Source organism: Sinorhizobium sp. BG8 (genome assembly GCF_016864555.1).
GTDB lineage: Bacteria > Pseudomonadota > Alphaproteobacteria > Rhizobiales > Rhizobiaceae > BG8.
In genome coordinates this window covers 1,145,156-1,171,280 of sequence record NZ_CP044011.1, presented here as the reverse complement: position 1 = coordinate 1,171,280, position 26,125 = coordinate 1,145,156, and the positions used below count along the sequence as shown (strand labels likewise).

Below are 26,125 nucleotides of genomic sequence, written 5' to 3'. Positions count from 1 at the left end.
CTTCAGGGGCCGGCGGATCAAGCGCCCGCGTAGATCGCGGCTGCCTGTCGGCCCAACCATTCGATCATCGCCCGGTAGGGGCCCGGCCCATAACTGACGCGGGCAACGCCGAGCTTGGCCAGCGAAGCCACATCCGGCGCGCCAGTCTTCATCATGACGTTCACAGGAAGCGGTACGGCCTCGCAGATGCGGGAAATCGAGGCGGGGTCGACCAGTCCCGGCACGAAGAAGCCGCTCGCGCCCGCATCCGAATATGCCCTGCCCCGTTCGATCGCCGCATCGACGAGCGCCGGATGCAGGGAAGCATCCGACTCCTGAAGGAAAAGGTCGGTGCGTGCATTGATGAAGAAGGGGATGCGCTTGCCCTCGGCCGTCGAGCGGATTGCGCCGATGCGCGCAACCTGGTTCTCGACCTTATGGATTCCCGCGCCGCCGACGACCTGATCCTCGAAGTTGATCCCGACCGCACCGGCATCGATGAGGCGCCCGGCGTTTGATGCGACTTCGCCCGGTTCCGCCGAGTAGCCGCCCTCGAAATCGATGGTAACGGGGAGATCGGTCGCATGCACGATGGTGCGGGCGATGTCGACAAGGTGGGACAGCGGAACGGCTTCACCGTCCGGATAGCCGTTGGCGGCGGCGACCGACCAGCTTCCCGTCGCAATCGCCTTCGCCCCGGCCCCCGCAACGGCCTTTGCACTACCTGCGTCCCAGATATTGTAGAGCACCAGCGGATCGCCCTTTCGATGCAGATCCTGAAACGCCTCGGCCTTCTCACCGTGCTTCATCTTCTACCCTTCCGCGAAAAGGCCAACCGGCCGCATTTTACCCTCGTGGCGCAACAGCCACTGCTTGCGCCATAGCCCGCCGCCATACCCCGTCAGCGATCCGTCCGATCCGATGCAACGATGGCAGGGAATGACGATGGCGATCCGGTTCGCGCCGTTCGCGCGCGCAACCGCCCGGACGACCTCTATCGTGTCGAGCTCACGTGCGATGTCGCCATAGGACCTGGTCTCGCCAATGGGAATCTCCAGGAGCTTGCGCCACACTTTCTTTTCGAACTCGCTGCCGGCGAGTGCAAGCGGCGTACGGAACTCCGCGGACTGGCCGGCGAAATAGGCCTTCAATTCCTCTTCCATCTGCTCGATGGGTTGCGTGCGGCCTGAAACCACGTTGGCCTTGGTCTTCGCCTGCAGCGCCTTCAGTTCAGCAGGCAGGGCCTTGCGGTCGTGGAACTCGAGAAGGTGGAGGTGCGTCTTGTCGCCAACCATCACCATCGGCCCGAGCGGCGTCTCCATCCAGTCGGCGAAGAGCAGGTCGTTTCCGGATGACATGGCAGGCGCCTTTCCGACAAGCCGGGCAAAAGCGGTCCGAAAGCCGCTTGGCGATTCATAGCCTGCCTCGAACTGCGCTTCAATGACGCGACCGCCTTCGGCCAGATGACGCGCGGCAAGGCCGAGGCGGCGATGGCGCGCATAGTCGAGAAAGGTCGTTCCGAGTGTCCGCTTGAAGGCGCGCCTTACGGTGGAGGGATCGAGCCCCATGGCCACGATGTGTTCCTCGGTCCATCGCTTCTCCGGCTCCCGCTCGAATGCCGCGAGCACCGTGTCGACCGTCTCGTCCCGCCCCTTGACCCCATCCACCGGACGGCAACGCTTGCAGGCCCGGAAACCGGCGGCCATGCAGGTTCCGATCGAGGAACAGAAGAAGGTATTCTGCTTCAGGGGTTTGCGGGCTGGGCAGGTCAGCCGGCAGAAGATACCGGTCGTCGTGACACACACATAGGCCCGGCCCTCATAGGCGTCGCTGCGCGCCACAAGTGCATCGTAGAGAGTGTCGTCGTCTGGCAGGTCAAATAGCATGGCCCTTTCTACCACCGTTCCGGCCGAACCGGCGCCGATTTTCGGGCAGCTATTTTTCTTTGCGTACGGAGAACGCCGCGGCCATCACTTCCACATGAGCAGGAAAAGGATGCCAGTGACGATCAGGACGCATCCGGCAACTTCCATGCGATTTATCCGCTCACGGAAAACGAAGATCGATGCCGCGAAGGTAAAGAGCAACTCGATCTGCCCGAGTGCGCGCACATAGGCCACCTGCTGCAATGCCATGGCGGTGAACCAGCAGGCGGACCCCATGACACCCGCGCACCCCACGAGTGAGGATGAGCGCCAGGAGCGGGCGACCCGCCCGATCTCGGACGGATCCTTGACGAGCATCCAGACGAGCATGAAGAGCGTCTGGAAGGTCGTAACGCAGGCGAGCGTGACGGCTGCCTGCATGATCGGGTTCGGGCCGTCGAGCGAAAGCGCCGCCGAGCGGTACGCGACGGCGGATATCCCAAAGACAGCGCCCGAGGCGATGCCGATCAGCGCCGTGCGTCCGGCAAGGGCAGCAAAGAGGTTTCGCCAGGAAAGCGGCACCCGCGCGACGGAGATCATCATTACGCCGAACACGCCGACGATGATCGCCGCCACCGCGCCGGGCGTCAGGCGCTCGCCGAGCAGGATGAGCCCGAAGATCGCCGCCTGCACCGGCTCGGTTTTCGAATAGGCGGTGCCGACGGCAAAATTGCGCAGCGAGAACAGGTAGACGAGCAGGATGGTCGCGAAGATCTGCGCCAGTCCGCCCACCACCGACCAGAATACAAAGCCCGGGTTCAGCACGGGAAATGCGTAGCCGGCGAAGTGATGCAGGCCCATGACGTAGGCAATCGCAAGTGGAAAGCCGAAGCCGAACCGCACAAAGCTCGCCCCGGTCGTTCCGAGCGAGGTGCGAAGATGCTTCTGCAGAGCGGATCTGAGGTTCTGCAGGAAGGCGGCGGCGATGGTGATGGCAATCCAGGGTTCCATACCGTGCCGCGTAGCACGCGGCGCCCTCGACCGCCAAGATCGGCCTGCGGCAGATAGGCGTTTTCTTTCGTTGCCAAGCCTGCCATAAGACGCCCATGACAGACCTTCCGGAAAAAGCCGATTTCGCTCACGTGCGCGACTGGGTATTCGACCTCGACAACACCCTTTATCCGCACCATGTCGATCTCTTCTCGCAAATCGACCGCAACATGACCGCCTACGTGTCCCAGTTGCTGGGGCTTGAACGCGAAGACGCGCGCGCGCTGCAGAAGCGCTACTACAACGATCACGGCACCACGCTGAAGGGCCTGATGATCCATCACGGCATCGACCCGTCCGACTTTCTCGAAAGGGCGCATGCGATCGACTACAACGTTCTGTCTCCCGACATCGAGCTGGGAGAGGCGATTAAGGCGCTGCCGGGCCGCAAGTTCATCTTCACCAACGGCAGCGTGCGACATGCCGAGATGGCCGCGCGGGCACTTGGCATTCTCGACCATTTCGACGACATCTTCGACATCGTTGCCGCGGACTATGTGCCGAAGCCAGCAGGCGATACCTACGACAAATTCATGGCGCTGCATCGCGTGGACACCACCCATGCCGCCATGTTCGAGGACCTGCCGCGCAACCTGCTCGTGCCGAAGACGCTCGGCATGAAGACCGTCCTGCTCCTGCCGAAAGAACAGAACCAAACCTTCATCGAGGCTTGGGAAACGCTCTCGGACGAGGACAAGCACGTCGACTACACCACGTCCGATCTGACGGGGTTCCTCCGGCACTTGCTGTAAGCCAGCGCCGGAGAGGCACGTCCGGCCCAGCGTGGGCCGGAAGCGTTCCTCGATGCTTGCCGAAGCTACTTGGCGGCGCCGTTTTCCGCGCCGTTTTCGGCATCCAGGTGCTCGTAGAACTTCACGATCACGTCCCAGGCTTCCTCTGCCGTTTCGACGAACTGCAGCAGCTCGATATCATTGGGAGCGATTGTCCCGAATGCCGCGAGCGCCTCGAAGTCGATGATCTTGCGCCAGAAGGCCTCGCCGAACAGGATCAGGGGCACGAGGGCCATGCGGCCGGTCTGCATCAGCGTGACGGCCTCGAAGAGCTCGTCGAGCGTTCCGAACCCGCCAGGAAAGACCGCCACGGCTTTCGCACGCAGCAGGAAGTGCATCTTGCGGATGGCGAAGTAGTGGAAATTGAAGCTCAGTTCGGGTGTGACGTACTCGTTCGGCGCCTGCTCGTGCGGCAATACGATGTTGAGCCCGATCGACGGGGCTCCGGCTTCCGCCGCGCCGCGATTTCCTGCCTCCATCACCCCGGGGCCACCGCCGGTTACGACGACATACTCCTTGAACCCATGTTCCGCCGAGCGGGCAGAGCAGAGCTTCGCGAACTTGCGGGCCTCTTCATAATAGATCGAGGCCGCTTCGAGGTTCTGCCGCTGCACCTCGTTGCGCGCCGCCCAGGCATGCATGCCGGGTGCAGGAATACGCGCGCCGCCGAACATCACCACCGTGGACTTGATGCCACGTTCTGCGAGCCGCATCTCGACCTTCATCAGCTCGAGCTGGAGGCGAACGGGGCGAAGCTCCTCGCTGCAAAGGAAATCGTCGTCTGCATAGGCGAGGCGATAGGCCGGCGACATCGATTGCGGGGTTTGGGGGATGGCGGATGCCCGGTTTCGGTCGGCGGCACTGTCTGCCAGCGGGTCCCATACGCCATCTTTGCGGCGAAGGTTCTTCTTCTTCAATCTTGCCATTTCGAATTCCTGTTTCACCCTCCGGGCCTTTCGATCCCGGATGGTCGAGTTCTTCCGCACTAGACTTCTGACAGAACAGCATCTGTCGGAAAAGGGGCTTCATCTTTGCCGGCTCATGCTCTAGAGCAGAAGCTCCCACGGAAGATCATGTCCGTTCCAGCGCCTGAACCGTTAGAATAATCGCCGAAGTTTAAGGAATTCCGATGAACAGCTCCGATCTGGCATCCCTATCCGCCGCCATCGAACGTGCATTCGAGAACCGTGAGACCGTAACGACCGCGACGCGCGGCGAAGTTCGCGATGCAGTCGAGGCGGCGCTGAACCTGCTCGACACCGGCAAGGTGCGCGTGGCCGAGCGCGGAAGCGATGGCGTCTGGACCGTCAATCAGTGGCTGAAGAAGGCGGTTCTGCTCTCCTTCCGCCTGAACGCCATGGAAATCATCAAGGGCGGCCCTGGCGATTCCGTCTGGTGGGACAAGGTCCCTTCGAAGTTCGACGGCTGGAGCGTAAACGAGTTCGAGAAGGCCGGGTTCCGGGCGGTGCCGAACTGCGTGGTGCGGCGTTCCGCCTACATTGCGCCGAACGCGATCCTCATGCCCTCCTTCGTCAACCTCGGCGCCTATGTCGGTGAAGGCACGATGGTCGACACCTGGGCGACCGTCGGTTCGTGCGCGCAGATCGGCAAGCACGTTCACCTGTCCGGCGGCGTCGGCATCGGCGGCGTTCTTGAGCCGATGCAGGCGGGCCCGACCATCATTGAGGACAACTGCTTCATCGGAGCCCGCTCGGAAGTGGTCGAGGGCTGCATCGTGCGCGAGGGCTCGGTCCTTGGCATGGGCGTCTTCATCGGCAAGTCGACCAAGATCGTCGATCGCGCAACCGGCGAAATCACCTATGGCGAAGTCCCTCCCTATTCTGTCGTGGTCGCGGGCTCTCTGCCTTCGACAAACGTGATGGGCAACGGCCAGCCCGCTCCGAACCTCTACTGCGCCGTCATCGTCAAGCGCGTGGACGAAAAGACCCGCTCGAAGACCGGTATCAACGAGCTGCTTCGGGACTGAGTGTCGATGCCAGCGGCGGCGGAGCAGATTCCCAGTCTGACATGGCTGTTCTTCGGCTGGTCGGGCCGGCTGGCACGCGTGCCCTACGCGCTCGCCTGGGCGTTCTGGGTAGTGATCCTCTCCGCCGTTTTGACCCGGATGATCTTCACGCAGCACCAGGATCCGTCCTTCACGATCTGGACGGTGCTGTTCCTCCTGGTCGGTCTCGTGGCCTCCGTCTCGTCCGTCATGCTGACGATCAAGCGGCTGCACGACATGAATGTGCCGGCGCCGCTGGTTCTATGCCTGTTCGTACCCGCCATCTCATTCTTCGCACTGATCGCCTTCGTGTTCTGGCCGGGCACCGCCGGCCCGAACAGCCATGGAATCGCCACCAATCGGCCGAAGAACTGACGGGCGTCCCGGCGCTCCGTGACATGGCCCGATTGATCGGCTAAACCTTCGCCGTCCGACGCATTTTCCGGCTCCAGGGCCGCTCCATACGAATGATACATTCATGACCGTGACCGATCCGATCGCCAATCTTGCTGCCCTCATCAAGTGCGCGTCCGTGACGCCTGCCGAAGGCGGAGCGCTGACGGCGCTTCAGTCGATGCTCGTGCCTCTCGGTTTCGACGTCCACCGGGTGACCGCGAGCGACGTAGATACGCCTGACATCGAGAATCTCTACGCCCGCCTTGGCACGGAAGGTCCGCACCTCATGTTCGCCGGCCACACGGACGTGGTTCCCGTCGGCGATGAAGCGGCATGGACGCACGGTCCCTTCTCCGCAGATATCGCCGGAGGCGAGATGTACGGCCGGGGCGCCGTCGATATGAAGGGCGGCATCGCCTGCTTTGCGGCCGCTGTCGCGCGTCACATCAAAAAGCACGGCAATCCCCCGGGTCGATCTCCTTCCTCATCACCGGCGACGAGGAGGGGCCAGCGATCAACGGAACGATAAAGCTCCTGCAGTGGGCCGCCGAGAAGGGTGAACGCTGGGACGCCTGCATCGTCGGGGAGCCGACCAATCCGGACGCGCTCGGCGACATGATCAAGATCGGTCGTCGCGGCTCCGTATCGGGAACGGTTACCGTTCACGGCGTTCAGGGCCATGTGGCCTATCCGCATCTGGCTGACAACCCGATCCGGTCCATCCTGGAACTGACCGATGCCCTGATGGATCCGCCGTTCGACAAGGGAACCGCCGACTTCCAGCCGTCCAACCTCGAGGTCACCACGATCGACACGGGGAACCGCGCTGTCAATGTCATCCCCGCCAAGGCAACGGCCAGCTTCAACATCCGCTTCAACGACACCTGGACGGCGGAGACGGTCAAGGCGGAGATCCTGCGGCGTCTGGACGAGGCAGCCCGGCGCGACCGGCTGCGGCCCGGTCGGTCGCCGGTGCGCTACGACATCGCCTGGGCGGAAAGGCCCAGCCACGTCTTCCTGACACGCGACAACCTTCTGATCGCTTCGCTCTCCTCCGCGATTGCAGCAGTTACCGGCAAGGAACCAAAGCTTTCGACAACGGGCGGCACCTCGGATGCACGCTTCATCAAGGACTACTGTCCTGTCGTCGAGTTCGGTCTGGTCGGCAAGACGATGCACATGATCGACGAACGTGTCGCCGTCGCCGACCTCGAGACGCTGACGACGATCTACGAGACGTTCCTCGAGCGCTGGTTCGGCGATGCCCGGTCTTGACGAGGTCATTCATTACCTGAACGGCATCTGGCTGCTCCTGCGGCAAAAGCAGGAGGGGTTCGGCTGGCTGGATCTGACGGTGCGCGGCCTGTTCCGCTCGTTCTGGGCGTTCGTCTGGTGCCTGCCGGCGTTCGCCGTGATCTGGGCCTCGTGGCGGCTCTACTACCTCGCCAACATGCCGGAAGGCACGCCGGCCGGATTGTTCTTCATCCTGAAACTCTTAGCCGTCGACGTGACTGGGTGGGTGCTGCCGCTCGTGCTCGTGACATTGCTCGCGCGTCCTCTCGGCTATGCACGGCACCTTGGCGTGGTGATCACCGCCAGCAACTGGGTCTCGGTTCCGCTCTCGTATGCTGCGGCACTACCCTTCGCGCTCTCCCTGGTTCTGCCCGCATCGGCTCCCTTCGCTGGCCTTCTTCTCTACGTCATATTCGGAGCGAGCATCATCATTCAGTACCGGCTTTTGCTGATGTGCGTCGGCAAGCAAGTGCTGCTGGCCTCGACCCTCACCGCGCTCTTCGTGTTGCCGCCGCTTCTCGCAGGCCAGGGCCTTCAAAAGTTCTTCGGCACCCTGCCGATCTGAGAAAGCCGGACCTTCGCGTCAGGGGTAATCGACCTGCATGAAGTAGAGGCCGTCCGGAGGGGCCACAGGACCGCATGCCTTGCGGTCGCGGGCTTCCAGCGCGCGGCGAACGTCGTCCACGCTCCACTTGCCCTCTCCGGCAAGCTTAAGCGTTCCGGCGAAGGAGCGTATCTGGTTGTGAAGGAAGCTCTGTGCGGTGGCTCGAATCTCGATGCAATCGCCCGACCGGGTAACATCGAGGCGGTCGATCGTCCGTACGGGACTATTGGCCTGGCACTGGGCGGCCCGGAACGTGGTGAAGTCGTGCCTGCCGACCAGAACTTGAGCGGCCGCATGCATCGCTTCGTGATCGAGCGCTCGTGTCACGAACCAGGCGCGGTTAGCCTCGAGGGCAAGCGGCGCCGGGCGGGAGATGATGCGGTAAAGATAGTGCCGGCGGAGCGCCGAGAACCGCGCGTCGAAGTCGTCGGCCACCTTGGCTGCTGCGAGGATCGCGACCCTTTCCCCGGCCTGGCCGAGGTGCGCGTTCAACGCGTTGCGCAAGGTATGGTCCGTCCAGTCGCGAGTGAGATCGGCATGAGCCACCTGCCCCATGGCATGGACGCCGGAATCAGTGCGGCCCGCTCCGCGAATGGAAACCGTCTCGCCCGTCAGCGACAGGATCGCGTTTTCAATCGCACCTTGCACGGAGGGACCGTTATCCTGCCGCTGCCAACCGACATAGGGCGTGCCATCATACTCTATGAGGAGGCGATAGCGCGGCATCAGGAGAGGACCACGCCGACGGGAACGGATGTGCCGCGCAGAAAATCGTTCGCTGACAGTGCCTTGCCGCCAGCCTTCTGGAGGCGGGTGAGCCTGACCGCGCCATCGAGGCAGGCGACGACGAGGTCGTCCGAAAGAACCTCGCCAGGTGCACCGGCACCGGCCGCCAGTTCGCTGGCAAGCACCTTGACCCGTTCTGTCCGGCCGGAAACGCCCATTTCGGTCCAGGCACCGGGGAAGGGCGAAAGCCCGCGGATGTGGTCATGCACCTGCCGCGCGGGCCGGGCGAAGTCTATCCTGGTCTCCATCTTGTCGATCTTGGCGGCGTAGAGGACGCCTTCCTCGGCCTGCGGCGTCAGGGAAAGCGAGCCCGCCTCCAGCTTAGCCATCGCGTCGACCATGAGTCTGGCGCCCGCGACCATCAGAGCGTCGTGCAGATCGCTGGCAGTCATGTTCTCGGTGATCGGAATGCGGCTCGTGAGCGCGAAGGGACCGGTGTCCAGCCCCTTGTCCATATTCATCACCATGATGCCGGTTTCGCTGTCCCCCGCCATGATCGCCCGCTGGATCGGAGCTGCGCCGCGCCAGCGCGGCAACAGGGAGGCATGGCCGTTGTAGCAGCCGAGCCGGGTGCCGCCCAGGATCGCTTCCGGAAGCAGAAGGCCATAGGCCACGACAACCGCCACGTCGGCATCGAGCGACCGGAAGGCCTCGCGGTCCTCCTCCTGCTTGAAGTTCAGCGGCGTGCGCACCTCGATGCCCAGTTTTTCGGCTGCCAGATGCACGGGCGACTTCTGCAGTTCCAGGCCGCGGCGTCCGCCACGGCGCGGCGGCTGCGAATAGACGGCGATGATCTCATGCCCCGCGTCCGCCAGCGCCGTCAGCGTCGGTACGGAAAAGTCGGGCGTGCCCATGAAAATTATACGAAGCGCCATCGTGCGGGTCTCTTGTCTCGATCAGCCCTCTTCAAAAGGGTTTGCGCGCTCCAAATCAAGCCCCTCGACGTCATTCTCGTCGCGATGCGCATGGCTCGCCCGTCGTCAGGGCCGATTGCGATTACACCGTGCCCCAATCAGAATGGGCAGCTAGATCGCTTTTGTACCCCTGGCCTTTGCTGACTTGGTGAACTTCCGGATCACCATGTCGCGCTTCAGCTTGGATATATGATCGATGAACAATACGCCGTTGAGGTGGTCTATCTCATGCTGGAGGCAGGTGGCGAGAAGACCGTCGGCCTCGACGATATGCTCCTTTCCCTCCCGGTCGAGATGGCGGACGGTAATAGCGGCCGGCCGCTCAACCTCTGCATAGTAGTCCGGGATGGACAGGCAGCCTTCCTCGTAGACGGACCGCTCGCTGGAAGACGCCACGATTTCCGGGTTGATGAACACCCGCGGCTGCTTCTCCTCGCCTTCCTTGGAGACATCCAGCACGAGCATACGACGAGGCACGCCGATCTGGATCGCCGCCAGGCCTATCCCGGGAGCATCGTACATCGTCTCCAGCATGTCTTCTGTCAGCCGACGGATGTCGTCGGTAATGGCCTCCACGGGATTGGAGACCTGACGAAGTATGGGATCGGGAAGAATTATCAGCGGTTTGATGGTCATGCGTCTCCTTAGCGTGTTGCGTGGCAGCTTTCAATTCTCTTGCGCGTCGCTGTAGACGGTCGCAGTTTGTTCACGTTATGATCTTACACTCTCGCGAAACGGTGCTATGGTCCGCGCATGGATTTCCAATCTTCCCTTCATCATGTGGTGATTCGTGCCTCGGAGACCGTGTCCCGAAATCCCGCATTAGCGCTCGCTTCACTCGGTTTCCTTGTGCTTGTCGCGCTCACGATCGGGCTCGCCCGGCGCTCGAACAGGCGGGATGCGGAGGCTGCTTCCTCCGCGCAGATCCAGCTTGGCGAGCTCCTGAAGGCGCAGACCGAGCTGCAGGGCCGCGTGGCCGCCATGGCCGAAGTGTTCGGCGCGCGCCAGGCGGAAACGAACCAGGCGATCAACCAGCGGCTTGACGGGCTCACCCAACGCCTCGGGCAGTCGATCAGCGAGCAGACACGGGCGACCCACGACAATCTGAGGAAGCTGCAGGAGCGGCTTGCCGTGATCGACTCCGCCCAGACGAACATTCAGTCGCTGGCAAAGGATGTCGTAGGCCTTCAGGCCATCCTCTCCAACAAGCAGACACGCGGTGCCTTCGGGCAAGCGCGCATGGAGACCATCGTCGCAGACGGACTGCCTCAGGGGGCCTATGGGTTCCAACAGCAGCTTTCTACCGGCGTACGTCCAGATTGCACGATCCGCATGCCGAACGGACAGCCGCCGCTGGTGATCGACGCGAAATTTCCGCTGGAGGCATGGAATGCCATTGCCGCCGCCGGATCGCCAGAGGCGGCGAAAGCCGCGGCAACACAGTTCCGAAGGGACATGGAGGTCCATATCCGCGACATTGCGGAGAAGTACCTCATCGCCGGCGAGACACAGGACACCGCCTTCCTGTTCGTGCCGTCAGAGTCGATTTTCGCGGCAATTCACGAATCCTTCGAAATGGTCGTCCAGCGCGCCCACCGAGCCCGCATCGTGATCGTCTCCCCGTCGCTGCTCCTGCTTTCGATCCAGGTTCTTCAGGCGCTTTTCCGCGACCAGCGCATGCGCGAGCAGGCCCATGTGATACAGGCCGAGGTCGTGCGACTGATGGACGACCTTACCCGTCTCGACGACCGGGTGCGCAAGCTGCACGGTCATTTCACCGCGGCGCAGAAAGACGTCGACCAGATCCTGACCTCGACAGAGAAGCTCGCGCGCCGCGGATCGCGCATCGGTGAAATGGAGTTCGAGCAGCCTGCGGCGGCACCGCCGTCTTCGGAGCCGGGTGGCCGGAGTGTCGAAAGTCGCACGGGCCAGCTTAAACTGAGAGTGGTTGACGAAGACTGATGGCCTCGGGCAGTGTCCCAGCAAACCAAAGGGACGGACACACCAAGATGATCACTGTTTTCGGATCCATCAACATGGACCTCATCGCCACGACCGAGCGCCTGCCGAAGCCCGGGGAAACGGTTGCCGGCGGCAGCTTCAGCACCGCGGCCGGTGGCAAGGGGGCAAACCAGGCGCTCGCTGCACGACGCGCCGGCGCCCAGGTACGCATGGCGGGCGCTGTGGGGAGCGACGGCTTTGCCGGCGATGCGCTGGCCCTGCTGGAGGGTGCCGGTACCGATCTCTCTCTCGTGAAGACCTCGCCGGAGCCGACCGGTACCGCGCACATTCTCGTCGGGGGCGACGGGGAGAACGTCATCGTGGTGGTGCCCGGTGCCAATGGCACCGTCAGTGCCGACGATGCCCGCGAGGCGATCGCATCCATGAACGGCGGCGATTTCCTGATGCTGCAACTGGAGGTGCCGGCAGCGGCCGTGGAGGCGGCGCTGACGGAGGCCCGCACAAAGGGCGTGACGTCCGTGATCAACCTTGCTCCGCTGACGCCCGACGCGCGAAGACTGGGCGCCATGGCCGATATTCTCGTGGCCAATGAGACGGAGTTCGAGTTGTTCGCCGGACGCGAGGACCTGTCGGCCAGCGAGCGCGAGAAGGCAATGAGCGAGTTGCACGCAAAGAGCGGCCAGACACTGATCGTCACGCTGGGTGCGGAAGGTGTCGTTGCGATCAGCGGCGGGCAGCTCCATCGTGCCAAGGGGCTGGTCATCGAGCCGGTCGACACGGTCTCGGCTGGCGATACGTTCTGCGGCTATATGGTCGCCTCCCTGGACGCCGGATTAGCGCTCCCGGAAGCATTGCGGCGTGCCGCCGTGGCGGGCTCGCTTGCCTGCCTCAAGCGTGGAGCCCAGCCATCGATTCCGCTTGCGGCGGAAGTGGACCGCAGCCTCTAAAAGAGCATCGCTGCACGTCGGAACTCCCCGGTCGCGGAGGCCGATGCCGCCTGCCGCCGATGACGGACGACTATCGCCATTCGCATTGCCTCATTGTTAACGAATTGGGCTTATCGATTGTGCCATTGTAGGCGTCATCCCGGCTTCGGGAACGCGGCGGACTGCGCCGCGCGACGCCCTTGTCCCATGATGGGACCTCCCCACGACCCGTCACCCGAATGCGCGCTTCCGCGCCACCCCTTCGTGCGAGGCATTCAATGCTCAAGTTTTCCTTCAAATCGATCGCTGCCAAGCTGATGCTGATCAGCGGCGCCGCCATTGCGCTGGTGCTCGTCGTATCGAACTACTTCCTGATTTCGCAGAGCCGGGACCGGATTCATTCGCTTACGATGAACGTCGCCCAGACCGAGGCGAAGGCCATCGCGAACGACATTTCCGCGTCCGTGGGCGAGCTTGCCAGCGCTGCGCGTTCGATGTCCGGCATCCTGTCCCATGGCCATGCAGGTGGGTTCTTCGATCGCAAGGCGACCATCGAGCTCCTCAAGGCCAATGTCGAGCTCAACGAGTTCGCATTCGGCAGCTGGTTTTCGGAAGCGCCAAACGCCTTTGACGGCAAGTCGCCTGAACTGGCCGGAAAGCTGGAGTTCGGCGCGGACAAGAACGGCGCATTCAACCCCTACTGGACGAAGAGCAAGACCGGGATCTCGTTCTCGGCCTTCACATCGGACTACAAGGCGGAGTGGTACGCCCTGGCCGCGGCAAGCGGACAAGGCGCGATCACGCAGCCCTATGTTGCTACCGAGACCGGCGAGAATGTAGCCATGAGCTCGATTGCCTTCCCCGTAAACTCGGGCGGCAAGATGATCGGCGTCACCGGCGTGGACATTTCGCTGAAGGCGCTGTCCGACAAGCTTCAGGCGCTCCACCCCTTCGAAAGCGGCCGCGTGCTGCTTCTCACCCAGTCTGCCAAGTGGCTGGTGGCACCTTCGAACGATCTTCTCATGAAGGACTACGCGGATATCGGCACCGACCTGGTCAAGAACGCCGCTTCGACTTCCGCGCCGGTCACGATCAATGATCTCGTCAGCGACAAAGTCGGCGCGTACGACCGCCTGATCTATCCGTTCGCTGTCCCTGGCCTCAACACCACCTGGCTGGTATCCGTCGACATTCCGCACAGCGCCGTCAGCGGGCCACTCACCGAACAGACGTTGATGATGGTCGCCGGCGGACTGCTTGTCCTGCTTGCGGTCATGGGTGCACTCTACTTCGCCGTTCGCAACAACGTAAAACTGCCGCTCGGCCAGCTCATTCGTGACGTGAACAAGCTGAGCGCCGGAAGCTACGGCGAAGCGGTCAGCGGCCAGCAAAACCAGGATGAAACCGGTGCGGTTGCTCGTGCGCTTGAAGGCTTCCGCCACAAGCTGGCCGACGCCGTACGTCTCGAGGGCGAAGCCGAAGGCCAGCGCCAGCTGACGGAAGCCGAGCGTGCCAAGGCGGAAGCCGAACGTACATCTGCAGCCGCTCTCCAGCGCGATATCGTTGCGCGGCTTGCAGAAGGTCTCTCGGAACTCTCCTCGGGCAATCTCGCGTTCCGCCTGTCGGGTGAATTCCCGGTGACTACGCCAAGATCAAGACGGACTTCAACTCGGCAATGACGAGCCTTGAAGAGACGATCCAGACGGTCAACCAGTCGGTCGGCAACATCGGCAACGGCACGAGCGAAATCTCGAGCGGCGCCAACGACCTGTCGCACCGGACGGAACAGCAGGCCGCAAGCCTCGAGGAAACGGCCGCCGCTCTCGACCAGCTGACCTCGCAGGTCAACTCGAGCGCCGAGAATGCGCGCGTCGCGGCTCAGTCGGTAGAAGCTGCAAGCACGGATGCGGAGCGCTCCGGCGAAGTGGTGCAGAAGGCGATCGCCGCCATGCACGGCATCGAGCAGTCCTCGCTCGATATCAGCCGCATCATCGGTGTCATCGACGAGATCGCCTTCCAGACGAACCTGCTCGCTCTCAACGCAGGCGTCGAGGCTGCCCGGGCGGGCGAGGCAGGCAAGGGCTTCGCGGTCGTTGCCCAGGAAGTGCGCGAACTGGCACAGCGCTCCGCCAATGCCGCCAAGGAGATCAAGGGTCTGATCAACACGTCCGAAGTCCAGGTACGCGAAGGCGTGGACCTCGTCGGAAGGGCAGGCACGGCGCTCCAGAAGATCGCCGAGCAGGTCATGCAGATCAACAACCTGATCCGCCAGATCTCCGGCTCCGCTTCCGAACAGGCCGTTGGCCTCAAGGAGATCAACTCCGCCGTCAACCAGATGGACCAGGTCACCCAGCAGAACGCGGCAATGGTCGAGCAGACGACGGCCGCAAGCATGACGCTGAACGAGGAAGCAAAGCTCCTGAAGTCGCTCGTCTCCCGCTTCCGCGCAGGATCAGGCGCCCAGCACTTTGCCCAGCCCGTACAGGCCCAGCCGCAGCGTCAGACCTACAGACCGGCTCCCGCTCCGGCAGCCCGTCCGGTCGCCGCCCCTGCCCGCTCCATCCCGCAGGTGGCAGGCAATACGGCGCTCGCGCATGACGACTGGGAAGAGTTTTGAGAACGGAACGCACGGACCAAAACATCAACGGCGCCCTCGGGCGCCGTTTTCATTTGTCGACATGTACGAGCGACGGATACTCAGAGGCGGTGCAGACGTTCCGTCAGGAGATCGAAGAAGCCCTGGGCATTTACGTCCTTGATGACCTTCGCATTCGGCGTTCTGCCCGTGACCTGCCACCAGTCGACCACCGTCATGCCGAGCGTCAGCGGTGAGCTGATCTCCACTTCGACATTGCAATCCCGTCCGTTGAAGAGTTCCGGCCTCAACAGGTAGGCGACGACAGTGGGATCATGCAACGGCCCGCCGTCCGAACCGTACTTCTCGATGTCGAAACGCTCGAAGAACTCCAGCATTTCGGCAAGCGCCAGCGCGGGCTTCGTACCGATCTTGCGGATCCGCTCCACACGCTCCTTGAAGGTCAAGACCTTGTGGGTGACATCGAGCGGCATCATCACGATCGGAATGCCCGATCTGAAGGTCGCATCCGCGGCCTCGGGATCGACGTAGATGTTGAACTCGGCCGCGGGTGTGATGTTGCCACCTTCAAAGAACCCGCCGCCCATCATGATGAGTTCACGGACGCGGCCGGCGATCTCGGGCGCCTTGCGCAGCGCGAGCGCCACGTTGGTCAGCGGACCGAGCGTGCAGAGCGTGACGCTCTTCGGGGGCTCTCGCAGAAGCGTCTCCACGATGAAGTCGACAGCGTGCTGCTCCTGCAACGCCATGACCGGCTCGTCGAGCTCGGGCCGTCCAGGCCTGTCTTGCCGTGAACGTGCTCGGCCGTCACCAGCGGGCGCGCGAGCGGCTTGTCGGCTCCGGCAAATACCTTGAGATCCGGCCTGCCGCCCAGTTCGCAGATGATACGGGCGTTGCGGGACGTGAGCGCCAGGGGAACATTGCCTGCGACGGTGGTGATGCCCAGGACTTCGACGTCGTCCGGGCTTGCGAGAGCAAGCAGAATTGCCGCAGCGTCATCCTGTCCGGGGTCCGTGTCGATTATGATTTTTCTAGGCTCCGGCATGCATGTCTCCCTGCCTTTGTATATGCGGCGCGAACACCTGTCCGCGCCGTAGCAAAGCGGCGACTATATTTGCCAATTCTCCTTTAGCAAGCGCCTTGCACGAAACCGCCACAGTCCCCATATTGGCGCTGTCGGGGTGCTGCCAGCCAGGTCCCGGCATGGTCGCTTGAGAGCAAGGACTGCACACAAATATGAGCCGCATGACACCATTCACGAGCCCTATGCTCCTGGGCTTCGACGCCATGGAGAAGACGCTGGAGCGCATTGCCAAGAGCAATGACGGCTATCCGCCCTACAACATCGAGCGTCTGCATTCCGATGGCGCGGGTGCGCCCGAGCGCCTCCGCATAACGCTTGCCGTCGCCGGTTTCTCCGAGGACGAGCTGGAGATCACCACCGAGGAGAACCAGCTCATCATCCGCGGTCGCCAGATCGAGAACGGCGAACGGGATTTTCTTTACCGCGGCATCGCTGCACGGCAGTTCCAGCGACTGTTCGTGCTTGCCGACGGCATGCAAGTTTTGGGTGCCCACCTGAAGAACGGACTTCTCGCCGTCGACCTCGTGCGCCCGGAACCGGAGCGCATGGTAAAGAAAATTAACATTTCCGTACCAGACTAGTCCATGTGCCGTTTCTGCGGGCTTCGCCCCTCGGACACCACACACACAAACTGAATACCGGACGTATCGACCGGTCATGGTGACCGCGAGCGTGCGTTTGAGCCGGTTTCAACCCGGCATGCCATGGAGGCAATCATGGGCCTTAAAGCTCTCTCTCCTGTCGTCACGAAGGCGGACCTTGCGCATCTCGGCGCAGGCGAAGTCGGCTACATTCGCAAGATGCGCGCCGACGAGGTATCCCGCTGCTTCCCCGAGGCTCCCGAAATTGATCCGGCCCTGGATCTTTGGGCGCTCTTTGGTGCCGACGGCACGCCAATTCTCCTGACCGACAATCGCTCGAGCACCTTCTTCAAGGCGGCCGAAGACGACCTGCGCACCGTAAGCCTGCACTAATCGTGCGCGGGATCCGCACATCGGAATGGGTGCGGAAAAATGACCGGGGGCGCGCCGCGACGATGCTGCCTTGATGCGTATCGCTAAACGATCGGCGCGCTACCCACGCTTCAAGCCGTTGTTCCACGCATGTTTTCTTGCGGGACCGTTCCCGAGCTTGAGAGCCGTCGGTCGCCCTAGCGCCTTCTGAACGTCAGGTAGGCAGACTTTCGCCCTTCCCTCTTCGCCTTCGCCTCATAGCGCGTGCTGGGCCAGCCCTCGAAAGGCGTCAGCCAGTCGGCGGCATTCTCCGCCGTCCATTCGAAGGCGGGATGAGCGCCGCAGTGAAGAAGCGTCCAGTTCACATACGTATCGATATCGGAGGCGAAGCAAAAGGAACCGCCTGGCTTCAGGACGCGCGCGAAGCGATCCAGATTGACCTTCGAGACGAAGCGGCGCTTCCAGTGCTTACGCTTGGGCCAGGGATCGGGATACAGGAGATCGATCTGGTCGAGCGATCCCTCCGGCAGCCAGTCCAACAGTTCGGTCGCGTCATCGTCGTAGAGCCTGATGTTCAGCGCGCCGGTCTCTTCAACACGACCGACGAGCTTTGCCATCGAATTGACGAAAGGCTCCACGCCGATGAAGGCCGTGGACGGGTTTTCGAGAGCCCGGTGAATCAGATGCTCGCCGCCGCCGAAGCCGATTTCCAGCCGGATGCGCGCAGGATCGAAGTCGAAGAGCGAGCCTATCTCTGCCGGGGCAGGTACGGAGAGATCCACCTTAAACCGCGGCAGGAGGTTTTCCAGACGCTGTGCCTGCAAATCACGCAGGGGCTTTCCCTTGCGGCGACCGAAGAAGGCCTCGGTCGCCCTTGTACGGCGCTCGCTCTCCATTGTCAGACCCTCACGCCCTCAGGGCTTCCTTCAGGGGCTTCACCAGGTCCAGCTTCTCCCAGGAGAAGGAGCCGTCCCGACCGGACTTGCGGCCGAAATGACCGTAGGCCGAGGTCTTGGCATAGATCGGCTTGTTGAGGTCGAGGTGGCGGCGAATGCCGGAGGGCGACAAGTCCATGACCTTGCGGATGGCTGCTTCCACCTCGTCCTCGGTGACCGTGCCGGTTCCGTGCAGATCGACATAGACCGACAGGGGCTGAGCAACGCCAATGGCGTAGGAGAGCTGGATCGTGCAGCGATCGGCGAGGTTCGCGGCAACCACGTTCTTGGCGAGATAGCGCGCCGCATAGGCCGCCGAACGGTCGACCTTCGTGGTGTCCTTGCCCGAAAACGCGCCACCGCCGTGGGGTGCTGCGCCACCATAGGTGTCGACGATGATCTTGCGGCCGGTCAGGCCCGCGTCGCCATCGGGGCCGCCGATCACGAACTTGCCGGTGGGATTGATGTACCACTTGCAGTCATCGGCGATGGGAAGGCCGTTCAGCGCCTCACGGATGTAGGGCTCCACGACTGCACGCACCTTGGCCGAGTCCCAGCTGTCGTCGAGATGCTGGGTCGAAAGAACGATCGAGGCAACGTCGGCAGGCTTGCCGTCGGCATAGCGCACGGTCACCTGGCTCTTGGCATCGGGACCGAGCTTTCCGGCATCGCCCTCACCCTGCTTGCGCGCGGCGGCGAGGAGCTGAAGGATGCGGTGCGAATAGTAGATCGGCGCCGGCATGAGATCCGTGGTTTCGCGGCAGGCATAACCGAACATGATGCCCTGGTCGCCCGCACCCTCGTCGCCCTGCTGGTCTGCAGCGTTGTCGACACCCTGCGCAATGTCGGCCGACTGGGCGTGGAGGAGAACATCGACCTTGGCGTTCTTCCAGTGGAAGCCATCCTGTTCGTAGCCGATATCCTTGATAGCCTTGCGCGCGGCAGCCTTGAATCTCGCGGGATTGATGACGTCGTTGCCGTTCTTGTCCTTTTTCATCAGGCTCGGCGGCAGGCGGACTTCGCCGGCAATGACGACACGGTTGGTCGTGGCCAGCGTCTCGCAGGCGATGCGCACAGACCAGGGATCGAACTTGGTCTTGGCGGCCTCACGGTAAACGAGATCGACGATTTCGTCCGAGATTCTGTCGCAAACCTTGTCTGGATGCCCCTCTGCCACGGATTCGCTGGTGAAGAGATAGCTGCTGCGCATACGGGAATTCCCCTCAATGAAGATGACATCGGCGTTGTTACCAGTTCACCACTGAAAAACAAGCACACAAGGACATAAATATATGTTTATATCTATCTTCGGTCCAGAGCCGATGCAAACACGGAACAAAAAAAGGCGGCCCCGAGGGACCGCCTTCAAGGCGTCAGGCGTCGCCTGACTTTAACACTATTCCGCGTCGGCTTCCGCCGCGAGCGTCTTGACCAGGTCGACCAACTTGCGTCGCACCTTCGGGTCGGCGATCTTTACGAATGCGCGATTGAGCTGAAGCCCTTCCGAAGAAGACAGGAAGTCGACCACGTAGTTCGAACTGGAGGCTTCCGCCATCCCGTTGGGACCTCCCGAGCTTTCGCCGGGCGCATCCTCGAAGAAGAACGATACCGGAACATTCAGAATGCTTGAGATGTTCTGGAGGCGGCTGGCGCCTACACGGTTCGTACCCTTCTCATATTTTTGAATCTGCTGGAACGTGATCCCCAGGCTCTCGCCCAGCTTCTCCTGGCTCATGCCAAGCATCGTCCGGCGGAGGCGAATCCGGCTCCCGACGTGTATATCGATCGGGTTCGGCTTTTTCTTATTCTCAATCATCAAAGTGTCCTAACGCGCGAATGCCCCAGTCCCCGGAAGCGACCATGAGACCAAATTGCCATGCTTGCAGCGCAACTTTAAGGCCATCATTATAGCTAAAACATGCCGGTAAAGTGCACTATGCAATTTTAGGGGTTTTCGGTCAATTCCTGCCGAATATAAAACCAGCGCGAGAAAAGAGTGCCAGAAGAAAAACCATGGAGACACAGAACCAAAACCACAGGTTTTGTGACAGTCTATCATGAAACGTTACGTTTTTTCCCGCAATGGTTGCATCAATAAAGCCATTGCTATTATAAGGCATCCCTAATATAACTTGACCTTTAGCGTCCACAATCGCCGAGATTCCATTGTTCGCGCCACGAATCATCGGCACCTGTTTTGCGACCGCCGTGACCTGCGCCTGCTGAAAGTGCTGATAGGGTCCAGGGGTATTTCCGAACCAGCCATCGTTGGTCACGTTCAGCAACGCATCGACGCCGCTCACGCTATTTGCGATTTCTGTCGGGAAGATGGCCTCGTAGCAGATCAGTGGATAAAAGCTCAGTCCGTCCGGCAGTGTCAGCAGTTGATGGCTCGGCCCTCCTGAGAACCCGCCCGGCATGGCCGCGACAGCGTCTATCCCCAGCTTCTGAAGATTTCCCCGAACGGCATGTATTCGCCGAAAGGAACAAGGTGAACCTTGTCCGCCGCACCGGTGATCTGCCCTTGCCGTCGATGACGTAAATGGAATTGTAGTAGCGCGGCGCCTTGCCGGCGCCTGTGCTCTCGGTCCGCACTGCACCCGCAATCAGCACCTGGTTGTCCTCGAGGACATCGGCAATGCGCTGCAGGGCGTCGGGATTGTCGGTGAGGATGAACGGAATCGACGTTTCCGGCCAGACGATGATATCAGGCTTCTTCTGTCCAGGCGGCGGAGCGGCGGTCAGCGCCAGATGCTTTTCGAAAATCTCCGTGCGTGCCTTGTCATCGAGCTTCATCGCCTGGTCGATCATCGGCTGCACCAGTCGCACGACGGGACCGCCCGGTGGCGGGACGGGACGAAGTAGAGACTGTAAACGCCGTAGCCGACATGTCCGACCAGGAGAAGCGCGGCAATGGGCATGCCGATGCGCAGACCCTTGCCAGTGCCAAGCAGAGCCGGCATGGCGAAGACGAAGACGGCAAGCAGATTGATACCGTCGATCCCGATCAGCTTCACCGACTGCATGAGCAGCGGAAAGGGCATTGCCCCATAGGCAACCGCATTCCACGGGAACCCGGTGAAGAGCGTTCCGCGAAGCCACTCCGCAAGGCAAAAGCCGAGTGCGAGGGCCGCGATGCGACCGACGCCGTCCGACCACAAAAGGCGGGCAAAGGCCGCGGCGAGACCGTAGTAGAGAGCGAGGAATGCCGGAAGCCCGAGGACGGCAAGCGGAAGCGCCCAGGCGAACTCGTCCGCCTCGACGAGGAGCGCATTGCCAAGCCACCAGAGCCCACCCAGGAAATAGCCGAACCCGAAGAACCAGCCGACCCAGAAGGGTGGAGCCAGGCGACCCAGGAAGCCAGCCTCGGGATCGGCGGTGGCGCCATCAAGGAGCCAGACAAGCAGGGTGAAAGACACGAAGAGACAGGCAAAAAACCCGAATGGCGGCAGGGCAAGAACGCCGAACAGCCCGGCGAGAAATGCCACGGCCGCCCGCCTTGCTCCTGACAACAGGATGACCTTGCCCGCAAGCCGCTCCATGCCATTCCTTTCCTGAGATCTGTGCCCGAATCAGCGGCACCAAGTCTTCCAAAAAACAGACACTTTGTCCCCCTCCCTCTGGGTATCGCAACCGACGCGGACCCAGGCGACGCCACCCCACCCGCCTCCAGCGCGCGAGTGAGAAAAGGCCCGCACCGACTTCCGTCGATGCAGGCCTTGGCGACATCTTATGGGAAGGATTTACTGATCCCGAAGCTGCTCGACCGGTTCGATGCGAACTCCCCCAGCGGCCGCCGCCGGATCGAGTTCCGCCTCTACCTTCTGCGGGCGGCGGCGCGTCACGGCGCGCTTGCGGATGATGCGCACCCGCTTGACCCGGCGAGGATCGGCATCGAGCACGTGGAACTCGAAGCCCGGCAGGGCCTGGACCACCTCGCCGCGCGCCGGAATGCGGCCGAGCGATGCGAAGATGAGGCCGCCGAGCGTATCGGCATCCTCCAATTGCTCGCGAATGTCGAAGTCCGGTCCAATCGTTTCCGCCAGCTCTTCAAGCTCAACCCGGGCGTCCGCGATGAACACATCGTCCGACACCCTGGTGATCATGGCCTCGTCGTCGTCGTGCTCGTCTTCGATATTACCGACGACCGTCTCGACAATATCCTCGAGCGAGGCCAGGCCGTCGGTGCCGCCATACTCGTCGATGACGAGCGCCATCTGGGTGCGGTCCGCCTGCATGCGCGCCATCAGGTCGGCGGCAAGCATGGACGGCGGCACGAACAGGACCTTGCGGATGATGCCCGCATCGAGCACCGATTTGGCGAGATCAACGCGCCCGAGATCGAACTCGGCCTTCTGGGGCTTCTGCGCCTTGTCAGCTGCCGGCTGCGCGGCAGCGCCGTTCTTGGTCGCGGCACTGGTCTTCGCAGGCGTGGTGCGGCGCTTGTTGCGCGCCTGCTTGGTCACGTAGGAGAGAAGGTCGCGGATATGGACCATGCCGCGCGGGTCATCGAGGCTGTCGCAGTAGACCGGCATTCGCGAGCGGCCGGACTCCTCGAAGATCACCATCAGTTCACCGATGGAAATATCCTGGTCCACCGCCTCGATATCGGCGCGCGGCACCATCACATCCTCAACGCGGACCTCGCGGAAGCGGAGGATATTGTGGAGCATTGCCCGCTCCTCGGGCAGGAAGGCGGTGTCTTCGCCTTCGTCACTCAGCAGTGCTTCCGCAATGTCCTTGCGAAGGCTGGACCCGCCTGAACTGCGCCAGATGCGCGCAGCACGAGCCCAAAAAGAACTTGCCGGTCTTCCACCAGTTTCCGGCTTCTGAGGACTGCCCGCCTCGTCCTGTCCTGAGGCTTCCGCCTCACCTGCCTCAGCCTGTTCAGGCCGGCTTCTGAAATCGCTCATTGTTCCGTTCTATCAAACCGGGTCATCCCCGTAGGGATCAGATAGGCCAAGCCGCGCCAAAATGCGAGTCTCCAGCCCTTCCATTTTTTCTGCCTCTTCCGTCTCCATATGATCATAACCGAAGAGGTGCAGAAATCCATGGACAAGAAGATGCGTCAAATGCGCGTCAAACGTCTTGCCCAATTCGGCCGCTTCGCGCTCAAGCGTTTCGTAGGCGAGAATGATGTCGCCGAGCATGGGCCCGGGCATTTTTCCAGGCACGACGGGGAACGCCGGGAACGAAAGCACGTTGGTCGGCTTGTCCTGGTTCCTCCACTCGGCGTTGATTGCGCGGATCTCCTCATCTGACGTGAAGACGAGGGAAAGCTCCGGCTCCGTATCCGGGAAGGGCTGCCCTTCCTCCTTGGCAAGAAATTCCGCCGCCGCGAAAAGTACGCGCTCACTCATTACGAGAAGGTCGTCCTCGGAGGGCCACGGACCCTCCTCGACGCTGATCTGTATATCGATTTCGCTCATCTTCTTTCGGAGCGGCCGGGCAAGCGTTGCCCTAGCGGTCCATGATCTCGCTTTCGTCCTGGACGGCGGTGTGGGATTCGTAGGCCTTGACGATCCGTGCCACCATGGGATGGCGTACGACGTCGACATCCTTGAAGCGCACGACCGAGACCCCCTCGACACCGCGGAGGATCTGAAGCGCCTCGACAAGACCGGACTTGACGCCGCGCGGCAGGTCAACTTGGCTCGGGTCGCCCGTGACGATCATGCGGCCGTTCTCACCCAAGCGGGTCAGGAACATCTTCATCTGCATCGAGGTCGTGTTCTGCGCCTCGTCGAGGATAACGGCAGCGTTGGCAAGGGTACGACCGCGCATGAAGGCCAGCGGCGCGATTTCGATGACGCCGGCAGTTATGGCGCGCTCGACCTTGTCGCCGGGCATCATGTCGTAGAGAGCGTCATAGAGCGGCCGCAGGTAGGGATCGACCTTTTCCTTCATGTCGCCCGGAAGGAACCCAAGCCGCTCGCCGGCTTCGACCGCTGGGCGTGAAAGAACGATGCGGTCGACGAGGCCACGCTCCAGCAATTGCGCGGCGTGCGCCACCGCGAGATAGGTCTTGCCGGTACCTGCCGGCCCCACGCCGAACACGAGCTCTGAGCGCTCCAGCGCCCGGATATAGGCGTCCTGCGTCGGCGTGCGTGCCGCAATGGTCTTCTTGCGAGTAGAAATCTGGGCCATCGAGAGTTTGGCCTTGCGCTCCATCGTCGGAAGGGAAAGCTGATCGTCCGCGGCGACGGCCATCCGGATGGCTCCTTCCACATCCGACGCGTCCACGGAGCCGCCACTCTGGAGCCGGCCGTAGAGATAGTCGAGCGCGCGACGAGCCTGGTTCGTGGCGGTGAAATCGCCGGAGAGCGCAACGGAGTTGCCCCGGGCCCTCGCATCGATGTTCAGGCGCTGCTCAATCAGCTTCAGGTTCTGGTCGAACTGTCCGAAAAGCTCACTGGCGTATCGGTTGTTCTCAAAGGTGAGCACGAAGTGATTAACGTCTGTCGTTGTCTTCTTCGACTGGCGCGGTGACGAAGTCATCAATTCGTGTCCGTTCAAGCGGTCATGCTCCCTTGAGGTCCGCCCGCCAGCCAATTGCCTCGGCGAAGAGGCTGTTGCGACCGGTACCGGTGATTCGTACCTTGATAATGTCACCGATTTCGCAGCCGTTTGCATCAACATTCACAGGCTGCAACCACGGCGAACGCCCTACGAGCTGTCCCGGCATCCGTCCCGGTTTCTCGAGAAGGAGATCGATTTCCTTGCCGACACAGGCTTCCGCAAAGGCGTTCTGCTGACGGAACAGCAAAGCCTGCAGTTTTTCAAGACGTTCCGCCTTCACATTTTCCGCAATGTGACCATCCATCTCGGCGCCAGGAGTGCCCGGACGGATGGAATACTTGAACGAAAATGCCTGTGCATAACCCACGGCCTCTATCACGCGCAGGGTATCTTCGAAGTCGTCGTCGGTCTCACCGGGAAAACCGACGATGAAATCGCCCGATATTGCGATGTCCGGCTGCACGGCCCTGATGCGCTCGATGAGCGCAATGTATTCCGCGGCGGTGTGCCGACGATTCATCGCCTTGAGGATGCGATCGGATCCGGATTGCACCGGAAGATGCAGATACGGCATGAGCTTGGGCAGATTGCGGTGCGCCTCGATCAAGCTGTCATCCATGTCGCGAGGATGGCTCGTCGTATAGCGCAGGCGCGCAAGGCCCTCGATCTCAGAGAGGCGTGCAAGCAGATCCCCGAGACCCCATTCCGTGCCATCCGGTCCGGTGCCGTGCCACGCATTGACGTTCTGGCCGAGAAGGGTGATTTCGCGTACGCCGCCATCGACGAGTTTTTCGGCCTCGGAGACGATCTGAGCAACCGGCCGGGAAACCTCCGACCCGCGCGTATAGGGTACGACGCAGAAGGTGCAGAACTTGTCACACCCTTCCTGCACAGTCAGGAAGGCCGTCACGCCGCGCAGGCGGGTGCGTGCCTTCTCCGGCGCAGGCAGATGCTCGAACTTATCCTCGATGGCGTAATCCGTCTCGATGACCCGTTCGCCCCGCTTCGCGCGCTTCACCGCGTCGGGGAGCCGGTGATAGGTCTGGGGGCCGATCACCAGATCGACGGCGGGAGCACGGCGAAGGATTTCAGCTCCTTCCGCCTGCGCAACACAGCCGGTAATCCCGATGACCATTTCGCGTCCGTCCTTCGCACGCGCCTTCTTCATGTCGCGCAGGCGGCCGAGCTCGGAATAGACCTTCTCCGCCGCCTTCTCACGGATATGACAGGTATTGAGGAGCACCAGATCGGCCTCCTCCAGCGTTTCCGTCGCCTCATAGCCGTCCTTGGACAGGGCGTCCGTCATCCGGTCACTGTCGTAGACGTTCATCTGACAGCCGTAGGTCTTTACGAAGACCTTGCGGGGCTTCGCGGCTTCCGGCGCGGATGCGGATGCGGATGTGGCGTCGAGAGTTGCAGTATCGTGGCTCATTGGCGCTTCCATAGTGCAAAAAGCCCGGAAAATGA

General features: G+C 62.1%; 22 protein-coding genes and 4 pseudogenes. 10 read left to right on the top strand and 16 right to left on the bottom strand.

The annotated features are described in order from the left end of the window. Positions 1–17: 17 nt before the first annotated feature. The 3 genes from F3Y30_RS05405 to F3Y30_RS05395 form a co-directional block, all read right to left on the bottom strand. Complete coding sequence (locus tag F3Y30_RS05405) at positions 18–788, bottom strand: isocitrate lyase/phosphoenolpyruvate mutase family protein (protein WP_203425488.1); 771 nt, start codon at positions 786–788, stop codon at positions 18–20. A gap of 3 nt (positions 789–791) precedes the next feature. Beyond that, positions 792–1,865, bottom strand: a complete 1,074-nt coding sequence (locus tag F3Y30_RS05400; protein ID WP_203425487.1) for a trifunctional transcriptional activator/DNA repair protein Ada/methylated-DNA--[protein]-cysteine S-methyltransferase — start codon at positions 1,863–1,865, stop codon at positions 792–794. Positions 1,866–1,949: 84 nt separating this feature from the next. Further along, positions 1,950–2,855, bottom strand: coding sequence for an EamA family transporter (locus tag F3Y30_RS05395; protein WP_203425486.1), 906 nt, complete (start codon positions 2,853–2,855; stop codon positions 1,950–1,952). Between the two features lie 95 nt (positions 2,856–2,950). On the opposite strand from F3Y30_RS05395, the gene F3Y30_RS05390 reads away from it, so the two are divergent. Next, positions 2,951–3,646, top strand: a complete 696-nt coding sequence (locus F3Y30_RS05390; RefSeq protein WP_203425485.1) for a pyrimidine 5'-nucleotidase — start codon at positions 2,951–2,953, stop codon at positions 3,644–3,646. Positions 3,647–3,711: 65 nt separating this feature from the next. Here F3Y30_RS05390 and F3Y30_RS05385 read toward each other — a convergent pair whose 3' ends face one another. Further along, on the bottom strand, positions 3,712–4,611 hold the full coding sequence (locus F3Y30_RS05385) for an LOG family protein (RefSeq protein WP_203425484.1): 900 nt from the start codon (positions 4,609–4,611) through the stop codon (positions 3,712–3,714). Positions 4,612–4,814: 203 nt separating this feature from the next. Between F3Y30_RS05385 and dapD the strand changes: the two genes are divergently transcribed. The 4 genes and pseudogenes from dapD to F3Y30_RS05365 all read left to right on the top strand — a co-directional run bounded on the left by dapD (position 4,815) and on the right by F3Y30_RS05365 (position 7,944). Beyond that, positions 4,815–5,672 carry a 2,3,4,5-tetrahydropyridine-2,6-dicarboxylate N-succinyltransferase gene (gene dapD, locus F3Y30_RS05380; protein WP_203425483.1) on the top strand — a complete coding sequence of 286 codons (858 nt, stop codon included), beginning with the start codon at positions 4,815–4,817 and terminating at the stop codon, positions 5,670–5,672. 6 nt (positions 5,673–5,678) lie between these two features. Beyond that, a complete protein-coding gene (locus F3Y30_RS05375; protein WP_203425482.1) occupies positions 5,679–6,065 on the top strand; it encodes a DUF805 domain-containing protein in 387 nt (128 codons plus the stop codon). A 103-nt stretch (positions 6,066–6,168) separates the two neighbouring features. Continuing rightward, positions 6,169–7,361, top strand: a pseudogene (dapE, locus tag F3Y30_RS05370) (succinyl-diaminopimelate desuccinylase). Continuing rightward, a complete protein-coding gene (locus F3Y30_RS05365) occupies positions 7,348–7,944 on the top strand; it encodes a hypothetical protein (protein WP_203425481.1) in 597 nt (198 codons plus the stop codon). The pseudogene dapE and the gene F3Y30_RS05365 overlap by 14 nt, the downstream one beginning before the upstream one ends. Before the next feature lie 18 nt (positions 7,945–7,962). Here F3Y30_RS05365 and truA read toward each other — a convergent pair whose 3' ends face one another. The 3 genes from truA to def form a co-directional block, all read right to left on the bottom strand. Next, a complete protein-coding gene (truA, locus tag F3Y30_RS05360; RefSeq protein WP_203425480.1) occupies positions 7,963–8,709 on the bottom strand; it encodes a tRNA pseudouridine(38-40) synthase TruA in 747 nt (248 codons plus the stop codon). Next, the gene (fmt, locus tag F3Y30_RS05355; protein ID WP_203425479.1) at positions 8,709–9,644 is read right to left on the bottom strand and encodes a methionyl-tRNA formyltransferase; all 936 of its coding nucleotides are present in this window, start codon (positions 9,642–9,644) and stop codon (positions 8,709–8,711) included. Before fmt ends, truA begins: the two co-directional genes overlap by 1 nt. A 150-nt stretch (positions 9,645–9,794) precedes the next feature. Continuing rightward, positions 9,795–10,319, bottom strand: a complete 525-nt coding sequence (gene def, locus F3Y30_RS05350) for a peptide deformylase (RefSeq protein ID WP_203425478.1) — start codon at positions 10,317–10,319, stop codon at positions 9,795–9,797. Positions 10,320–10,436: 117 nt separating this feature from the next. Here def and rmuC point away from each other — a divergent pair, with 117 nt between their 5' ends. The 3 genes and pseudogenes from rmuC (at position 10,437) to F3Y30_RS05335 (ending at position 15,188) form a co-directional block, all read left to right on the top strand. Continuing rightward, positions 10,437–11,645: a DNA recombination protein RmuC gene (rmuC, locus tag F3Y30_RS05345; RefSeq protein ID WP_203425477.1), complete on the top strand. Its 1,209-nt coding sequence runs from the start codon at positions 10,437–10,439 to the stop codon at positions 11,643–11,645. A gap of 47 nt (positions 11,646–11,692) precedes the next feature. Further along, positions 11,693–12,592 carry a ribokinase gene (locus F3Y30_RS05340; RefSeq protein WP_203425476.1) on the top strand — a complete coding sequence of 300 codons (900 nt, stop codon included), beginning with the start codon at positions 11,693–11,695 and terminating at the stop codon, positions 12,590–12,592. Between the two features lie 257 nt (positions 12,593–12,849). Beyond that, positions 12,850–15,188 (top strand): annotated as a pseudogene (locus tag F3Y30_RS05335) (methyl-accepting chemotaxis protein). Positions 15,189–15,268: 80 nt separating this feature from the next. Here the strand turns inward: F3Y30_RS05335 and F3Y30_RS05330 are convergent. Continuing rightward, positions 15,269–16,212 (bottom strand): annotated as a pseudogene (locus F3Y30_RS05330) (nucleoside hydrolase). A gap of 191 nt (positions 16,213–16,403) precedes the next feature. Here F3Y30_RS05330 and F3Y30_RS05325 point away from each other — a divergent pair. After that, positions 16,404–16,832: an Hsp20 family protein gene (locus F3Y30_RS05325; RefSeq protein ID WP_203425475.1), complete on the top strand. Its 429-nt coding sequence runs from the start codon at positions 16,404–16,406 to the stop codon at positions 16,830–16,832. Between the two features lie 135 nt (positions 16,833–16,967). Further along, positions 16,968–17,225 (top strand): DUF1150 family protein, encoded by a 258-nt coding sequence (locus F3Y30_RS05320; protein WP_203425474.1) that lies wholly within the window; start codon positions 16,968–16,970, stop codon positions 17,223–17,225. A 176-nt stretch (positions 17,226–17,401) separates the two neighbouring features. On the opposite strand, the gene trmB is transcribed toward F3Y30_RS05320, so the two are convergent. The 8 genes and pseudogenes from trmB to miaB form a co-directional block, all read right to left on the bottom strand. After that, entirely contained in the window at positions 17,402–18,100 is a 699-nt protein-coding gene (trmB, locus tag F3Y30_RS05315) for a tRNA (guanosine(46)-N7)-methyltransferase TrmB (RefSeq protein WP_203425473.1), read from the bottom strand. A gap of 10 nt (positions 18,101–18,110) precedes the next feature. Beyond that, positions 18,111–19,349 (bottom strand): methionine adenosyltransferase, encoded by a 1,239-nt coding sequence (gene metK / locus F3Y30_RS05310; protein ID WP_203425472.1) that lies wholly within the window; start codon positions 19,347–19,349, stop codon positions 18,111–18,113. A gap of 186 nt (positions 19,350–19,535) precedes the next feature. Continuing rightward, positions 19,536–19,955, bottom strand: coding sequence for a helix-turn-helix domain-containing protein (locus F3Y30_RS05305; RefSeq protein ID WP_203425471.1), 420 nt, complete (start codon positions 19,953–19,955; stop codon positions 19,536–19,538). 142 nt (positions 19,956–20,097) lie between these two features. Further along, a pseudogene (gene lnt / locus F3Y30_RS26580) lies at positions 20,098–21,681 on the bottom strand (apolipoprotein N-acyltransferase). Positions 21,682–21,882: 201 nt separating this feature from the next. Then, the gene (locus F3Y30_RS05295; RefSeq protein ID WP_203425470.1) at positions 21,883–23,052 is read right to left on the bottom strand and encodes a hemolysin family protein; all 1,170 of its coding nucleotides are present in this window, start codon (positions 23,050–23,052) and stop codon (positions 21,883–21,885) included. A gap of 12 nt (positions 23,053–23,064) precedes the next feature. Further along, positions 23,065–23,568 carry an rRNA maturation RNase YbeY gene (gene ybeY / locus F3Y30_RS05290; protein ID WP_203425469.1) on the bottom strand — a complete coding sequence of 168 codons (504 nt, stop codon included), beginning with the start codon at positions 23,566–23,568 and terminating at the stop codon, positions 23,065–23,067. A 31-nt stretch (positions 23,569–23,599) separates the two neighbouring features. Beyond that, positions 23,600–24,655, bottom strand: a complete 1,056-nt coding sequence (locus F3Y30_RS05285) for a PhoH family protein (RefSeq protein ID WP_203425468.1) — start codon at positions 24,653–24,655, stop codon at positions 23,600–23,602. 4 nt (positions 24,656–24,659) lie between these two features. Beyond that, entirely contained in the window at positions 24,660–26,090 is a 1,431-nt protein-coding gene (gene miaB / locus F3Y30_RS05280) for a tRNA (N6-isopentenyl adenosine(37)-C2)-methylthiotransferase MiaB (RefSeq protein ID WP_203425467.1), read from the bottom strand. Positions 26,091–26,125: the final 35 nt, after the last annotated feature.

Bases quoted from the DNA above. Each gene is read 5' to 3' on its own strand.
- F3Y30_RS05405 (WP_203425488.1), bottom strand. From the start codon at position 788: ATGAAGCACGGTGAGAAGGCCGAGGCGTTTCAGGATCTGCATCGAAAG.
- F3Y30_RS05400 (WP_203425487.1), bottom strand. From the start codon at position 1,865: ATGCTATTTGACCTGCCAGACGACGACACTCTCTACGATGCACTTGTG.
- F3Y30_RS05395 (WP_203425486.1), bottom strand. From the start codon at position 2,855: ATGGAACCCTGGATTGCCATCACCATCGCCGCCGCCTTCCTGCAGAAC.
- F3Y30_RS05390 (WP_203425485.1), top strand. From the start codon at position 2,951: ATGACAGACCTTCCGGAAAAAGCCGATTTCGCTCACGTGCGCGACTGG.
- F3Y30_RS05385 (WP_203425484.1), bottom strand. From the start codon at position 4,611: ATGGCAAGATTGAAGAAGAAGAACCTTCGCCGCAAAGATGGCGTATGG.
- dapD (WP_203425483.1), top strand. From the start codon at position 4,815: ATGAACAGCTCCGATCTGGCATCCCTATCCGCCGCCATCGAACGTGCA.
- F3Y30_RS05375 (WP_203425482.1), top strand. From the start codon at position 5,679: ATGCCAGCGGCGGCGGAGCAGATTCCCAGTCTGACATGGCTGTTCTTC.
- F3Y30_RS05365 (WP_203425481.1), top strand. From the start codon at position 7,348: ATGCCCGGTCTTGACGAGGTCATTCATTACCTGAACGGCATCTGGCTG.
- truA (WP_203425480.1), bottom strand. From the start codon at position 8,709: ATGCCGCGCTATCGCCTCCTCATAGAGTATGATGGCACGCCCTATGTC.
- fmt (WP_203425479.1), bottom strand. From the start codon at position 9,644: ATGGCGCTTCGTATAATTTTCATGGGCACGCCCGACTTTTCCGTACCG.
- def (WP_203425478.1), bottom strand. From the start codon at position 10,319: ATGACCATCAAACCGCTGATAATTCTTCCCGATCCCATACTTCGTCAG.
- rmuC (WP_203425477.1), top strand. From the start codon at position 10,437: ATGGATTTCCAATCTTCCCTTCATCATGTGGTGATTCGTGCCTCGGAG.
- F3Y30_RS05340 (WP_203425476.1), top strand. From the start codon at position 11,693: ATGATCACTGTTTTCGGATCCATCAACATGGACCTCATCGCCACGACC.
- F3Y30_RS05325 (WP_203425475.1), top strand. From the start codon at position 16,404: ATGAGCCGCATGACACCATTCACGAGCCCTATGCTCCTGGGCTTCGAC.
- F3Y30_RS05320 (WP_203425474.1), top strand. From the start codon at position 16,968: ATGGGCCTTAAAGCTCTCTCTCCTGTCGTCACGAAGGCGGACCTTGCG.
- trmB (WP_203425473.1), bottom strand. From the start codon at position 18,100: ATGGAGAGCGAGCGCCGTACAAGGGCGACCGAGGCCTTCTTCGGTCGC.
- metK (WP_203425472.1), bottom strand. From the start codon at position 19,349: ATGCGCAGCAGCTATCTCTTCACCAGCGAATCCGTGGCAGAGGGGCAT.
- F3Y30_RS05305 (WP_203425471.1), bottom strand. From the start codon at position 19,955: ATGATTGAGAATAAGAAAAAGCCGAACCCGATCGATATACACGTCGGG.
- F3Y30_RS05295 (WP_203425470.1), bottom strand. From the start codon at position 23,052: ATGAGCGATTTCAGAAGCCGGCCTGAACAGGCTGAGGCAGGTGAGGCG.
- ybeY (WP_203425469.1), bottom strand. From the start codon at position 23,568: ATGAGCGAAATCGATATACAGATCAGCGTCGAGGAGGGTCCGTGGCCC.
- miaB (WP_203425467.1), bottom strand. From the start codon at position 26,090: ATGAGCCACGATACTGCAACTCTCGACGCCACATCCGCATCCGCATCC.